General features: G+C 66.4%; 13 protein-coding genes. 7 read left to right on the top strand and 6 right to left on the bottom strand.

The window, feature by feature from the left end:
• Positions 1 to 185: 185 nt before the first annotated feature.
• Positions 186 to 704 (bottom strand): PaaI family thioesterase, encoded by a 519-nt coding sequence (locus tag ASC94_RS17100; RefSeq protein WP_056397244.1) that lies wholly within the window; start codon positions 702 to 704, stop codon positions 186 to 188.
• Between the two features lie 39 nt (positions 705 to 743).
• Here ASC94_RS17100 and ASC94_RS17095 point away from each other — a divergent pair, with 39 nt between their 5' ends.
• Together ASC94_RS17095 and ASC94_RS17090 are read left to right on the top strand one after the other, a co-directional pair.
• On the top strand, positions 744 to 1,076 hold the full coding sequence (locus ASC94_RS17095; RefSeq protein WP_157201479.1) for a hypothetical protein: 333 nt from the start codon (positions 744 to 746) through the stop codon (positions 1,074 to 1,076).
• Between the two features lie 26 nt (positions 1,077 to 1,102).
• Positions 1,103 to 1,510 carry a VOC family protein gene (locus tag ASC94_RS17090; protein ID WP_056397229.1) on the top strand — a complete coding sequence of 136 codons (408 nt, stop codon included), beginning with the start codon at positions 1,103 to 1,105 and terminating at the stop codon, positions 1,508 to 1,510.
• Positions 1,511 to 1,522: 12 nt separating this feature from the next.
• Here ASC94_RS17090 and ASC94_RS17085 read toward each other — a convergent pair whose 3' ends face one another.
• From ASC94_RS17085 to ASC94_RS17070, 4 genes are all read right to left on the bottom strand, one after another.
• Positions 1,523 to 2,506 (bottom strand): FHA domain-containing protein, encoded by a 984-nt coding sequence (locus ASC94_RS17085; RefSeq protein ID WP_056397227.1) that lies wholly within the window; start codon positions 2,504 to 2,506, stop codon positions 1,523 to 1,525.
• Positions 2,503 to 3,969, bottom strand: coding sequence for a serine protease (locus ASC94_RS17080; protein ID WP_082616598.1), 1,467 nt, complete (start codon positions 3,967 to 3,969; stop codon positions 2,503 to 2,505). The genes ASC94_RS17085 and ASC94_RS17080 overlap by 4 nt, the downstream gene beginning before the upstream one ends.
• Before the next feature lie 35 nt (positions 3,970 to 4,004).
• The gene (gene ribA / locus ASC94_RS17075) at positions 4,005 to 4,655 is read right to left on the bottom strand and encodes a GTP cyclohydrolase II (protein WP_056397224.1); all 651 of its coding nucleotides are present in this window, start codon (positions 4,653 to 4,655) and stop codon (positions 4,005 to 4,007) included.
• A gap of 136 nt (positions 4,656 to 4,791) precedes the next feature.
• Positions 4,792 to 5,493: a pirin family protein gene (locus ASC94_RS17070; protein WP_056397222.1), complete on the bottom strand. Its 702-nt coding sequence runs from the start codon at positions 5,491 to 5,493 to the stop codon at positions 4,792 to 4,794.
• Positions 5,494 to 5,647: 154 nt separating this feature from the next.
• Between ASC94_RS17070 and ASC94_RS17065 the strand changes: the two genes are divergently transcribed.
• The 4 genes from ASC94_RS17065 (at position 5,648) to ASC94_RS17050 (ending at position 10,742) form a co-directional block, all read left to right on the top strand.
• Positions 5,648 to 6,565: a LysR substrate-binding domain-containing protein gene (locus tag ASC94_RS17065; RefSeq protein WP_056397220.1), complete on the top strand. Its 918-nt coding sequence runs from the start codon at positions 5,648 to 5,650 to the stop codon at positions 6,563 to 6,565.
• Between the two features lie 130 nt (positions 6,566 to 6,695).
• The gene (locus ASC94_RS17060; protein ID WP_056397218.1) at positions 6,696 to 7,655 is read left to right on the top strand and encodes an EAL and HDOD domain-containing protein; all 960 of its coding nucleotides are present in this window, start codon (positions 6,696 to 6,698) and stop codon (positions 7,653 to 7,655) included.
• Positions 7,648 to 9,837 carry a bifunctional diguanylate cyclase/phosphodiesterase gene (locus ASC94_RS17055; protein WP_056397215.1) on the top strand — a complete coding sequence of 730 codons (2,190 nt, stop codon included), beginning with the start codon at positions 7,648 to 7,650 and terminating at the stop codon, positions 9,835 to 9,837. Before ASC94_RS17060 ends, ASC94_RS17055 begins: the two co-directional genes overlap by 8 nt.
• Before the next feature lie 221 nt (positions 9,838 to 10,058).
• The gene (locus ASC94_RS17050; protein WP_162251434.1) at positions 10,059 to 10,742 is read left to right on the top strand and encodes a PEP-CTERM sorting domain-containing protein; all 684 of its coding nucleotides are present in this window, start codon (positions 10,059 to 10,061) and stop codon (positions 10,740 to 10,742) included.
• Between the two features lie 27 nt (positions 10,743 to 10,769).
• Here ASC94_RS17050 and ASC94_RS17045 read toward each other — a convergent pair whose 3' ends face one another.
• Positions 10,770 to 11,678 carry a LysR family transcriptional regulator gene (locus tag ASC94_RS17045; RefSeq protein ID WP_056397211.1) on the bottom strand — a complete coding sequence of 303 codons (909 nt, stop codon included), beginning with the start codon at positions 11,676 to 11,678 and terminating at the stop codon, positions 10,770 to 10,772.
• Between the two features lie 100 nt (positions 11,679 to 11,778).
• Between ASC94_RS17045 and ASC94_RS17040 the strand changes: the two genes are divergently transcribed.
• Positions 11,779 to 12,990, top strand: coding sequence for an MFS transporter (locus ASC94_RS17040; RefSeq protein ID WP_056397208.1), 1,212 nt, complete (start codon positions 11,779 to 11,781; stop codon positions 12,988 to 12,990).
• Positions 12,991 to 13,029: the final 39 nt, after the last annotated feature.

The raw sequence follows: 13,029 nt of genomic DNA, 5'->3' as shown, positions 1-13,029 counted from the left end.
TTGTCTCCGCGTCCGGAGTGAAACGCTCTGTCTCCGTTCTAGCCGTTTGCCGGTCCAGTACCAGTAGCCCATATTGAACTGAGCCGGGGGCCGCAAAACCTTGAGTTTGGTCATCGCTACGGCCCAGTCATGCTAGATATTAGCTTGTTCATGCTGAAAACCGGTATGAAGTCGAACGGCTGGCCTCAGATGGGGAATATCAGGCAGGTGGTTGTGGCGAATGCATAGAGTTTGCCGTTGGCGTCGGTAATGCGCCCTTCGGCTACGGCCACTTGTCCGCCGACGGTAATAACCTTGCCTTCTGCCCGCACCGGTCCGGTTTTATCGGTCATGCCGCGGATATAATTCACTTTCAATTCCAGTGTGGTAAATCCTTTTCCAGCTGGGAGCGTGGAGTGAATTGCGCACCCTACTGCGGTATCGAGCAGCGTTGCGGCATAGCCGCCATGCACCGATCCGCTGGGATTATAGTGCTGGAATCCCGGCGTGCCCTGGAATACGGCTACTCCCGGCTCAACGCTTACCGGAATAAACCCGATTAATTCAGCAATCGGCGGATGCGGCGCGGTGCCGTCGCCTATGCCGCCCAGTAACTCCATTCCGCTGCGGCTGCGCAATTCCTCGCGGCTGACACAACCTGCTTCGCCCTGCTTTTCGCGATAGGCGGCTTCGAATGCGATCCAGCTTTCCTGTGTGTCCGACATGGCATGCTCTTTCTGTGTGGGGAAGGTGGATACACTATAATGCATCCCAATAAATCACGAGGAACTGCGATGGCGCGCGACATTTATGCTTATCGGGACGTGGCGGTGGAGTCCTGCTGGCGCGATGGGCAGGTGAAGGTCTGCCCGGTCCCGGGCCAGGCGTATTCGCATTCGCTGCTGGTGCATTGCGCCCGCAGCATGAGCGATACTGATGTATATCCGCTGGGAACCCAATTTCTGGTATCGGCCAAGCTGACCGACAGGTTGGGCGGTACGCCGTTTTTATATGTCTATCACGGCGACCCCATTACGGTGATGTCACCCAAGGAATGCAAAACTTTCCTGGCGAAATTCATACGCGGCCGTATCTAGGCTATACCACAACAACAGGAGGCACCATGATCAAACTGAGGGAAATCGACCACATCGTCTTGCGCGTGGTGGACCTGGACAAGATGACCCGGTTCTACACGGAAGTACTCGGCTGTACCATTGAAAAGCGGCAGGAAGCGATCGGACTGCTGCAACTGCGCGCAGGCAGCTCGCTGGTCGACCTGGTGCCGGTGGACGGCAAACTGGGCCGGATGGGCGGGGCCGCGCCAGCCAAGGAGGGGCGCAATGTGGACCATTTCTGCTTCCGGGTCGAGGATTTTGATGAGGCCGCGATCCTGGCCCACCTCAAGGCGGCCGGCGTGGAAGCCGGGCCGGCCGAGTCGCGCTATGGCGCCGAAGGGGAAGGGCCGTCGATCTACATCAACGACCCGGAAGGCAATACCGTGGAACTGAAAGGGCCGGCCTGGGAATAATCCGGCCGGCAATCAATCCCCGTCGTCGTCGTCCACGCCGGCCTTGCCGGCACGCGCGCGGGCGGTGTCGGCCTGGGCTTTCAGCTTGGCCGCTTCCGCCATGAAGTCCCTCACCGGGTGGTCCGGGCTCTGGCGCACCGCAGGCGGCAGCAGCACCGACATGTACAGCTCGTCCGCCAGCCTGCCCGAACTCTGCAGGTTGCTCGCCAGGATCAGACCCGATCCCAGCAGCATCAGCACCGTGCACCCCTTCAGCAGCGGCCTGGCATGGCGCGGCTTGATAGTGCGCATGTGGAAGAAGATCACCCCGCAGATAATGGCCAGCGTGACAAGATTGCCGTAGCGCGTGAGGAATTCCAGCGACCACGCGTAAGCGAGCACATTGCTTACCACGCGCCAGGCGCCCGCAGCCACCAGGCCCGAGCCGAGGATGAACAGGTGGCGCCCCAGCCGGGCGTGGCCGCCGAACAGGCGGTTTGCCAGCGCCCACAGGCCGCTCCACACCAAGCCGCCGGCGATGCCGGAGGCTATCAGCAGCAGGTAGCGTATGGTCTGGAACGATTCGGTGTCCGAGTCCACCAGCGCCGCCTCGGCGCCGATGAACAGCGCGATCAGCGCCACGCCGGCCAGCGCCGGGGCGCCGCCTTCCCAGGCGTGCATGGTGGTGTCGGCCACTTCCGGCGGCACCGGGAACGCGGCGTCGCGCACGCGCAGCCGGGTATGGCCCAGGCGCACCACCGTGGTGCCGCTGAGCGGCACGCTGAGCTGGCGCTTGCCGAGGTGGATCACGCCGTTCTGCGTGCCCAGGTCGTGCAGCACCAGGTTGCCGTTGTCGTCGGACTCCACCACCGCGTGGCGCTCGGCCGTGTGGGCGTCGTCCAGGATGAAATCGTTGCCGTAGCCGCGCCCGATGTGGATGGGCAGGTGCTCGACGCGCTGCCGCTGCAGCACGTCGCCGTTGGCGGCCAGCACTTCAATGAAATAGGGCGGCGTCATTTGACCGCCCCGCGCGACAGCGCTTCAAGGAAAGCCTGGGTGGCGCGCATGCCGTTGTCGTAGGACACGCCGCGCGCGTCCATGCGGCTTTGCAGGTTCATCAAGCCTTCGTCGGTGCTGGCGGTGAGCAGGGCAAAGTCGTACAGGCCGGCGAACTTGCGGTAGGCCCGCACGCACAGGACGGCGCGCAGCGGCAGGTTCTTGTTCTTGACGAACATTTCGGTGCACTGCGGCGCGGTCAGGTGCGGATCCTTGTGGCCGCCGAAGCCTTCGTTCTGGAACGAGGCGCTGGAGAGCTGGGCGAAGCGTACCGCGTCCAGCCCGGTGCTGCGCATGAACTGGTGGCGGATGCCGATGGCGCCAGTCTGCAAGGTGCCGGACACGAAAATGGCCGATTCCATGGAGCAGTTGGTGATGTCCACCGTGTAGGGCTTGTTGGCCTTGACGTTCGAGCGGCCCCAGCAGCGCATCTGCTCGGACTCGCGCACCGGCACCATGTAGGGGCCCATGGCTTTCATGGTCATGGGGGTGGCCAGCAGCTGGTCCACCATGGCTTTCTGGTGCTGCAGCAACTGTTCCACCACCACCGAGGTGAAGTTGCGCGGCGGCGCCTTGTCCTGCGGGATTTTCTTCAGCAAGTCCTGGGCGAAGCGGGCCGGCACCAGGAAGCTCACCAGTTCGCCGTCCAGGCGCTTGGACACGTTCACGCCGGCGATGTCGCCGTCCACCGTCACGCTGGGGCCGCCGCTCATGCCGGAGTTGATGGGGCCGGTAAACATCAGCTGGTCGTAGAAACTGCGCGTGATGACGCCGTTGTACGAGCCTTCCGAGATGGCGAAGCCGAGGTCGAGCGGGTTGCCCAGCGAGTACAGGTACTGGCCCTGGCTGAGGCGCGCCAGCTGCTCGGGCACCTTGAACACGCCGGTGCCGTTGCGGTTCACGCGCACCACGGCCAGGTCGTGCAGCACGTCCACCGCCAGCAATTCCACGTTGCCGCGCTGGCCGCCGGTGTCCACCCATTCGCCGGTGTAGTTGTCCGGATCGAGCGCGAACTGCGACACCACGTGGTAGTTGGTGACCACCAGGTTGCTGGTGCCGACCAGGAAGCCGGAGCCCACCGACGACTGGGTGCGGCCGCTTTTCAGCAGCGAACGCACCTGCAGCAGGTCGGCCTTGGCGCTGGAGTAGAGCTTTTGCGCCGCGCTGGAGGGCGGCGGCAGCGGCTGGCCGGCTTCGGCGCCGGCGCTGCCGGCGGCCTGGCCGGGCTGCTGCTGCCCTTGCGCGGCGGGCGTGCCGGGGATGGGGCGGGGCGCAATGGTGGGCAACTGCGTGGGCAACTGAGCTGGCAACTGAGTTGGCAACTGCGGGGACGCTTGCGGCGGCGCTGCGGCCTGCGGGGCCGCCAGCGCCTGGGCGCAGCCCCAAGTCATGGTGAGTACGGTGGCAAGACGGGTAAGTTTCATGCAATCCTTGGACTTGGGACGGGAAGGGCTGGCTGTTACAGTTCGCCGTCCTCGGCTGCCGCTGGCGGCGGGGTCATCATGTGGCCCAGCTTGGCGGCCTTGGTATTCAGGTAATTCTGATTGAATTTGTTGCGGTTGACCAGCAGCGGCACGCGCTCGGCCACCGGGATGCCCAAGGCTTCCATGGCGGCGATCTTGCGCGGGTTGTTGGTCATCAGGCGTAGGCTCTGCACGCCGAACTGCTTGAGCATGGGTTCCACCAGCGCATAGTTGCGCTGGTCGGCCTTGAAGCCGAGCTGTTCGTTCGCCTGCACCGTGTCGGCGCCGGCTTCCTGCAGGCGGTAAGCGCGCATCTTGTTGATCAGGCCGATGCCGCGGCCCTCCTGGCGCAGATACAGCACCACGCCGCGGCCCTCGGCAGCCACCTTCTTCAGCGCGCCCTCCAGCTGGGCGCCGCAGTCGCAGCGCTGCGAGAAGAGCACGTCGCCGGTCAGGCATTCCGAATGCACGCGCGCCAGCACGGGCGCGCCGTCGCCGATGTCGCCCAGCACCATGGCCAGGTGCTCCTTGCCCGTGGCGTGCTCGACAAACGCGTGCAGCGTGAACTGCGCCCACGGCGTCGGCAGCGCGCAGGAGGTCACGTAATCGAGTTCTTCTTTCACTGGTGCTTCGGCGGCGGACTGCATGGATGTGCTCTCAGTTGCTTGATATTCTGGTGCTGATAAGTAAAAAAGGCACGCCGAGCCGTCTCGCGGATCGTGCGTGCCCTGCCATCATAGCAAAAATTACGCTATAGCTATGTTAGGCGCTGTTATTCCCATTTCAATAGGGCAAATCGAATACCAGCACTTCGGCTGCTTCGGCGCGTGCCAGGCTGACCAGTTGCTCGTCCGTCACCTTCAGCGCATCGCCGCCTTTCAGCTCCACCCCGTTCACCGATACGCTGCCGCGGATCACATGGACGTAGGCGGTGCGGCCCTTGGCCAGCGTGTGCTCCAGTGCGTCAGCGCCGTTCAGGATGGTGGCGTAGATGGCCGCATCCTGGTGGATCAGCACGGAGCCGTCACGGCCGTCGCTGGAGGCGACCAGGCGCAGCTGGCCCTGTTTGCTTTCCGGCGCGAAGTGCTTTTCCTCGTAGCTGGGAGGGATGCCGGTCACGTTGGGCTGGATCCAGATCTGCAGGAAGTGCACGCCATTCGTTTCCGAGTGGTTGAACTCGCTGTGCCGTACCCCGGTGCCGGCGCTCATGCGCTGGACGTCGCCGTACTTCAGCACCGAACCGTTGCCCATGCTGTCCTTGTGCGCCAGTTCGCCTTCCAGCACGTAGGAGATGATTTCCATGTCGCGGTGGCCGTGGGTGCCGAAACCCTGCGCCGGGGTTACCTTGTCTTCGTTGATCACCAGCAGCGGGCCGAAACCGGTATGTTTCGGGTCGTGGTAGTGGCCGAAGGAGAAGGTGTGGCGCGAATTCAGCCAACCATGGTTAGCCAGACCGCGTTCTTCGCTTTTACGTACTTGCAACATGGTGAACTCCGTTTCTTTTATCAGGTTATGTGCAATAAATTCGAAGGCATTTCAACTTGCTTCTTGAATTCGCTGCATCGATAGGTCAAAGTATAGGCCTGCGCTTCCGTTTCAAAAAACGGAAAATTTATGGACCTATCATCGAAAAAATCGAATGCTAAGACTGAGCCTGGAAGCTTTGCAGATTGTGGACGCCATCGACCGGCGCGGTTCCTTCTCCGCCGCCGGCAAGGAGCTGCACCGGGTGCCGTCCACCATTTCCTATACGGTAGGCAAGCTGGAGGACGATCTGGGCGTGCAGGTGTTCGAGCGCAATGGCCCGCGCGTGGAGCTCACGCGCGCCGGGCGCGAGCTGCTGAAAGAGGGCCGCTACCTGCTGAAGGCGGCGCTGGACCTGGAGCACCGCGTGCGGCGCGTGGCTTCCGGCTGGGAAACCGAACTGGCGCTGGGCATCGATTCGATGTTTTCGGCGGTGGCCTTCGACGACGACGTGCGCGCTTTCTACGAGGTGGCGCAGCAGACCCGGCTGCGCATCGTGCAGGAGGCGCTGTCCGGCACCTGGGAAGCGCTGCTGGACCGGCGCGTGGACGTGCTGGTGGGCGCGCCCGGCGACGGCCCGGCCGGCGGCGGCTATGTGTCCCATCCCATGGGCACCATCCGCTTCGTGTTCGCGGTGGCGCCCGGCCACCCGCTGGCGCAGGCCACAGGCAAGCTGGGCCGCAACGAGCTGCAGCACCACCGCGCTATCGTCATGGCGGACTCGGCGCGCCGGATGGCGCCGCGCACCGTGGGCCTGCTCTTGGGCCAGGACACGCTGACCGTGCCCACCATGCACGCCAAGTTCCAGTACCAGGTGGCCGGGATGGGCTTCGGCTTCCTGCCCGAGCCGTGCGCCCGCAAGGCCATCGCCGAGGGCAAACTGGTGGAGAAGGAAGTGGAGGAGCCCAAGCCGGACGAAACCTTCTACCTGGCCTGGCGCACCGGCGAGGAGGGCGCCGCGCTGAGCTGGTGGGTAAAACGCATGCGCGAGCCGGGCGTGTTCGCGCACTTGTGCCGCTACTTGTCGAGCTGAACCCGGCAGCTGGCGCGGCCGGCGGCGTGCGGCACGCCAGCGGCAGCTTTGTTGACCAGTGCCAATACTTTCGGGGTAACATAATGAAATCATTGAGGGCCCAGCCCTGCGCTTTATCCGGAACCACGCCATGACCGTATCGACCGACGCCCCGCCTGTATTCCTGCAACTGCTGGCCGACCGCAACGGCAAGCCTGCCGGGCTGGTGCTTGACGGCGGCGCCGCCGCGCTGCCGGACGAGCAGCTGCGCGCGCTGGCCGCCCAGTTCCCCTGTTTTATCCGGGCCGGCCTGGAGCAGGGACAAGCCTGGCTGGAAGCGGGCTGGCTGGCATTGCCCAGCCAGATGGTGCGCGCCGACACGCTGTTCGACAAGGCCGCGCTGCCGCCCGGCATGGTGCTGGTGGAGGGCGACTGGCCGCTGGCGCCGCCGCCCAAGGCGGTGGGCGCGCAGGCCGCCTCGCGCGCGCTGGCGCTGCAACTGGTGCAGCTGGTCAGCAACGATGGCGACACCCACGAAATCGAAGCGCTGCTGCGGCGCGACCCCACCCTGTCTTACCATTTGCTCAAGCTGGTCAATTCGCTGGGCATGGGCAGCAGCCGCCGCGTGAGCAGCTTCGCGCAGGCCATCCTGATCCTGGGGCGCCAGCAGCTGCGCCGCTGGCTGAACCTGATGCTGTTCTCGGCGCGCGAAGGCGACCTGCGTTCGCCCATGCTGCTGGCCAAGGTGGCGGTGCGCGCGCACGCGCTGGAGCTGCTGGCGCGCAGCACCGGCCTGGGCAAGGCGCAGCAGGAGCAGGCCTTCATGGTGGGCATGTTCTCGCTGCTGGGCGTGCTGTTCGGCATGCCACTGGCCGAGGTGCTGGCGCCGCTCACCATGAGCGAGGCGGTGCAGCAGGCGCTGCTCGACAAGCAGGGCGAACTGGGCGAGCTGCTGGCGCTGGTGGAGGCGGCCGAGCGGGGCGACTTCGCCGCCGTGGCGGGCCGGCTGGAAGCGCTGCAGCTCGACGCCGCCGAATTCAACCGCGTGGTGGCGGAGGCGCATCTGTGGATGCTCAGCGTGGCCACCGACAAGGCGGGCGGCCATGCTTGACGCGGCGCTCGCGCGCTGCCTGGCCTTGAGCCAGGCCGCCCGGACGCAACAGGGCGCGGCCCTGGCGGCCACGCTGGCCGAACTGGAGCATGCGCTGGCGGCCGTGGCCGAGGCGCGCGCCGCCGAGCAGGCCAGCGCTGCCGCCGTTGCTGCCCAGGCTGGGGCGGGCTGGCCGGATGACGGCGGCGAGGCAGCCCTGGAGCTGGACCTGGCCGGCTACATCACCGCCTGGAACACGGGCGCCGAGCGGCTGTTCGGCTACCCGGCGCAGGAAGCCGTGGGACAGAACATCCTGTTCCTGTACACCGAGGACGACGACGGCGCGCTGGCCGAGCTGCTCTACGAGCAGGACGGCGGCCTGGCCGAAGTGCGGCGGCGCCGCAAGTCCGGCGAGGTGATCTGGGTGCAGCTGGCGCTGTCGCTGCTGCAGGACGACATGGGCGAGCCGCAGGGCATGCGGGTGCGCATGGCGCACGTGAGCGAGCCGCTGTCGGACGCCGACAAGATCAGCCTGCACGCCCGCATCATCGAGGACAGCGAGCAGGGCGTGCTGATCACGGACGCCAGCGAGCGCATTGTCTCCATCAACAGCGCCTTCACCCGCATCACCGGCTACACGCCCGGCGAGTCGCTGGGCAAGACGCCGGACCTGCTGCGCTCGGGCGTGCACGATGCCGAGTTCCGCGCCAAGGTGCGCGCGGCCATGGCCGGCAACGGGCCCTGGCGCGGCGAGATCGTGGGCCGGCGCAAGAACGGCGAGCTGTTCCCGCAGTCGGTGACCATCAGCGCGGTGCGCGACAGCGAAGGCAAGATCAGCCACACCTTCTCGCTGTTTTCCGACATCAGCGTGCACAAGGACGCCGAGGCGCGGATGCAGCGCATGGCCAACTACGACACCCTGACCGGCCTGCCCAACCAGTGCCTGATGACCCAGCTGATGACGCAGGCGCTGACCGAGGCGCGCCGCAGCAACGAGCACGGCGCGCTGCTGGTGGTGGAGATCGGCCGCCTGGGCGCCATCAGCGACACCCTGGGCCACGACGTGGGCAACGAGCTGCTGGGTGCGGTCGGCAAGCTGTTCCGCACGGTGCTGCGCGACGCCGACATCCTGGCGCGGCTGGACGGCAACCGCTTCGGCGTGGCGCTGCTGCACATTGAAAAGCGCGAGCACGCCGCCATCGTGGCGCAGAAACTGGCCAGCGCGCTGGCCGCGCCTATCCAGCTGGCCACGCACAGCCTGCAGGTGGGCGCTAGCATCGGCATTGCGGTGTACCCGGAAGACGGGCTGGAAACCACCGCGCTGATACGCCATGCCGACGTGGCCACGTCCAAGGCGGCGCAAGCCGAGGCGGCCTTCCTGTTCTATAGCGAGGAAATGAACCAGCGCGCCAAGGAGCACTTGCGCATCGAAAGCGAGCTGCGCCTGGCGCTGCAGCACGGCCAGCTGCAGCTGTACTACCAGCCCAAGGTGAGCTTGCGCAGCGGGCGCATTGTCGGCGCCGAAGCGCTGCTGCGCTGGCGCCATCCGGTGCGCGGCCTGGTGTCGCCTGGCGTGTTCATCCCGGTGGCCGAGGAAAGCGGGCTGATCCAGGAAGTGGGCAACTGGGTGCTGGAAGAGGCCTGCCGCCAGGTGCGCGCGTGGAAGGACGCCAACCTGATCATGCCGCCCATCGCGGTGAACTTGTCGGCGCGCCAGTTCGACCGCAGCCTGCCGGCGCGCATGGCCGAGGTGCTGCGGCGCCACCAGGTGCACCCGGAGCAGATCATGCTGGAGATCACCGAGAGCCTGCTGGTGCGCGGCGCCGAGAACGTGGTGGCCATCATGAACGAGCTGGTGGCCATGGGCCTGGCGCTGGCGCTGGACGACTTCGGCACCGGCTATTCCAGCCTGGCCTACCTGAAGAAATTCCCCATCAGCACCCTGAAGATCGACCGCTCCTTCGTGGTCGGCCTGCCGTACGAGGAGAACGATTGCGCCATCGCGCGCGCCATCGTCACCATGGCGCAGCAGCTGCGCCAGGAAATCGTGGCCGAGGGCGTGGAGACGGCCGAGCAGATGAGTTTCCTGCGCGAGCTGGGTTGCGACCAGCTGCAAGGCTACCTGTTCAGCCAGCCAGTGCCGGCAGACGACTTCGAGCGCATGCTGCGCGAGGGCAAGCGGCTGGCGTTCGGGGTGCGCTAGACAGGCCGCAGCGCGCCTTAGCATACGCCGCGCCGTGCGCGCGCGGCTCACACATTCTCACCAATTAAAATATCGCTGGGCCGCAGCCGTGCGCGGCCCGGCCGGCGCTAGCATGGTGTTCCCCGTCCCTACCGGAGACTTGCCATGTTCAAATGCCATTGCGCGCTGGCGTCGTTGGCGCCCGTGCTGTTTGCTGTCCATTGCCGGCAAGCGCCGGCACCGTGCTTGCCAGGCAGGAGACCAATGGCGGCGGCACTTACCTGGCCAATGGCGACAATGCCACCGTGCTGCCGTTCTGGCAGGGCAGGGCCATCAACGAGTCCGGCCAGGTGGCCGGCGCCAGGCTCGACGACAACGGCGGCTTCATCCGTGCGGTCCTGTACACCAACGGGCAAGTGGTGGATCTGGGCACGCTGGCGGGCGGAAGGGACAGCTTTGCCAGCGACTTGAACGATAGCGGCGTGGTGGTCGGCGGCTCGGATTTCGGCACGGCAGGCTTGGCCAGCCGCCAATCGTTCATCTGGCGGGACGGCGTGATGGAGGCGCTCGGCAGCACTGCCACGCGCAACACTGCAACGGCGATCAATAACCACGGCGACGTGGTCGGCACCTTCGCCACCGGCGGGACAGGACTGGATCAGACGCATTCCTATCTGTACCAGGATGGTGTGCAGTACGATCTGCAGACCTTGCTGGCGGGCGGGGGCGGCTGGCGCATCATGGAGGTGGTGGATATCAATGACAGCGGCCAGATTGCCGGCCAGGCCTGCAACGCGGCGGGGCAGTGCTTTGCGGCGCTGTTGTCGCCGGTGCCGGAGCCGGCTAGCTACGGCATGCTGCTGGCGGGGCTGGCGGTGGTGGTGGGGGTGCGCGGGCGCGGCGGGTTACGGCGGCGTGCCGCCTAACCCGCCCTACGGGACCAGTGGGCGGGGCTAGTCGAGGCGGATTTTTTCGATCAGGAAGTCGAGCATGACGCGCACGCGCGGCGGCAGCTGCTTGCCGGGGCCGAGGAAGACTGCGTGTACCGCTTCGAGGTCGGCCGGGTTGTAGTCCTCCAGCACCGGCACCAGGCGGCCTGCGGCGATGTCGTGCTTGGTGTGCATGCGCGACAGGCGCACCAGGCCGACCCCGGCCAGCGCCAGGTGGCGCATGCTTTCGCCGTCGCCCAGCAGGGCGTTGCCTTCCGGGCGCAGCTGGAGCATGCCGCCCTTGCCGTCCAGGAAGGGCCAGGTCGGCGCCTGGCGCCGGAAATTGAAGCCCAGCAGGTTGTGGCGCGCCAGGTCGTGCGGCGTTTGCGGGGTGCCGAATTTTTCCAGGTAGGCGGGCGAGCCCAGCACCACCATGCGGCCTTCGCCCAGCTTGCGCGCCACCAGGTTCGATTCCTTCAGCGCGCCGGCCCGGATGGCGATGTCGGTGCGGTCTTCCAGCAAGTCCACCACCATGTCGGTGCTTGCCACGTCCACCGTGATGTCGGGGTAGCGCGCCAGGAATTCAGGCAGGATGGGCAGCAGGTACAGCATGGCGAAGGGCACGAAGCAGTTGATGCGCAGCCGCCCGCGCGGCGCGCCGCAGGTGGACGCTTCGCGCTCGGCGCTGTCCATGTCTTCCAGGATGCGCACGCACTGGCTGTAAAAGGCGGCGCCTTCCGGCGTGGTGTGCAGCTGGCGCGTGGAGCGCTGCAGCAGCCGCGTGCCCAGCCGCGCTTCCAGGCGCGAAATCAGCTTGCTCACGGCCGACGGCGTCATCTTCAGGCGCTGCGCGGCGGCGGTGAAGCCGCCAGCATCCACCACGTCCACGAACACCGCCATTTCTGCCGCACGGTTGATGTCCTGCCGGGCCATAAATGAATCCATTTCATCAGTGTTTGGTAATGCGGCAGTCTATATCATCAGTCTCGCGAGTTCTACAATGGCTGCAATCTTTCACTGATGGAGTATTTCCATGGAAAAAATGCATCCGGGCGTGTTGTCCCTGTCGGTAGGCGCCTTCGCGATCGGCGTTACCGAATTCATCGTGGTGGGCGTGCTGCCCGCCATTTCCGCCGACCTGCAGGTGCCGCTCGATGCGGCCGGCGCGCTGGTGAGCCTGTACGCGCTGGCGCTGGCCCTGGGCACGCCGCTGGCGGTGCTGGGCCTGTCGCGCCTGCCGCGCAAGCCCGTGCTGGCGGGGCTGATGGCGGTGTTCTTGCTGGGTAACCTGCTGGCGGCCCTGTCCACCAGCTACGCCGTGCTGCTGGCCGGGCGCGTGATCACGGCGGTGGCGCATGGCGCCTTCTTCGGCATCGGCGCCACCGTGGCGGCCGCGCTGGCGCCCAAGGGGCAGGCGGGCAGGGCGATCTCGGTGATGTTCGGCGGGCTGACCCTGGCCATGGTGCTGGGCGTGCCGCTGGGCAGTTTCCTGGGCAACCTGATGGGCTGGCGCCTGCCGTTCTTCGCGGTGGCGGCCATGGCGCTGGCGGGCTTGCTGTCCATGCTGCGCTGGCTGCCGTCCGGCATCGCGCAGGCGGCCGGCGGCAAGGCATCGACCCAGCTGGCGGCGCTGGCCGACCGCCGCATCCTCACCATGATGGCGGTGACCACGCTGGGCTTCGGCAGCATTTTCGCCGCGTTCACCTACGTCACGCCCATCCTGACCGACATCGCGGGCTTTTCCGCCACCACCGCCAGTGCGCTGCTGATCGTGTTCGGCGCGGCCACCTTCGCCGGCAACCTGGCAGGCGGCTACCTGAGCAGCCACATGGGCTGGCAGCGTTCGCTGGGCGTGCTGCTGGTGCTGCTGGCGCTCACGCACGCCGGCCTGGCGCTGTCGCTGGCGCAGCAATGGCCGTGGGTGCTGGTGCCGCTGCTGTTCTTGTGGGGCCTGTTCTCCTTCGGCCTGTCGCCAGGCCTGCAGGCCGGCATGCTGGCGACGGCCGAGCATTACACGCCGAAGGCGGTGGATTTCGCGTCCGGCCTGAATATCTCGGCTTTCAACTTCGGTATTTCGCTGGGCTCCTCGCTGGGCGGCTTGATGGTGGCGCGCAGCCTGATGGGCGCTACGCCGTGGGCCGGCGTAGCCATCTCGCTGGCGGCGCTGGCGCCGCTGGCCTGGCTGGCGCGGCGCGGCGCCGGCGCGTCCGGGGTTGCCGGTAGCGGTGCGGCGGCCGCGCACTGAGGGGCTATACTTGCCCCATCGCTTAGCAAGGGAAACGGG

Origin of the sequence: Massilia sp. Root418, assembly GCF_001425265.1 — a bacterium.
In the GTDB taxonomy this organism is placed as follows: Bacteria; Pseudomonadota; Gammaproteobacteria; order Burkholderiales; family Burkholderiaceae_D; genus Rugamonas.
The sequence above is the reverse complement of the archived record's forward strand: the minus strand, read 5'-3'. Positions and strand labels throughout refer to the sequence as shown.

Coding starts and splice junctions, on each gene's coding strand:
- ASC94_RS17100 (WP_056397244.1), bottom strand. CDS start 704: ATGTCGGACACACAGGAAAGCTGGATCGCATTCGAAGCCGCCTATCGC.
- ASC94_RS17095 (WP_157201479.1), top strand. CDS start 744: ATGCATCCCAATAAATCACGAGGAACTGCGATGGCGCGCGACATTTAT.
- ASC94_RS17090 (WP_056397229.1), top strand. CDS start 1,103: ATGATCAAACTGAGGGAAATCGACCACATCGTCTTGCGCGTGGTGGAC.
- ASC94_RS17085 (WP_056397227.1), bottom strand. CDS start 2,506: ATGACGCCGCCCTATTTCATTGAAGTGCTGGCCGCCAACGGCGACGTG.
- ASC94_RS17080 (WP_082616598.1), bottom strand. CDS start 3,969: ATGAAACTTACCCGTCTTGCCACCGTACTCACCATGACTTGGGGCTGC.
- ribA (WP_056397224.1), bottom strand. CDS start 4,655: ATGCAGTCCGCCGCCGAAGCACCAGTGAAAGAAGAACTCGATTACGTG.
- ASC94_RS17070 (WP_056397222.1), bottom strand. CDS start 5,493: ATGTTGCAAGTACGTAAAAGCGAAGAACGCGGTCTGGCTAACCATGGT.
- ASC94_RS17065 (WP_056397220.1), top strand. CDS start 5,648: ATGCTAAGACTGAGCCTGGAAGCTTTGCAGATTGTGGACGCCATCGAC.
- ASC94_RS17060 (WP_056397218.1), top strand. CDS start 6,696: ATGACCGTATCGACCGACGCCCCGCCTGTATTCCTGCAACTGCTGGCC.
- ASC94_RS17055 (WP_056397215.1), top strand. CDS start 7,648: ATGCTTGACGCGGCGCTCGCGCGCTGCCTGGCCTTGAGCCAGGCCGCC.
- ASC94_RS17045 (WP_056397211.1), bottom strand. CDS start 11,678: ATGGCCCGGCAGGACATCAACCGTGCGGCAGAAATGGCGGTGTTCGTG.
- ASC94_RS17040 (WP_056397208.1), top strand. CDS start 11,779: ATGGAAAAAATGCATCCGGGCGTGTTGTCCCTGTCGGTAGGCGCCTTC.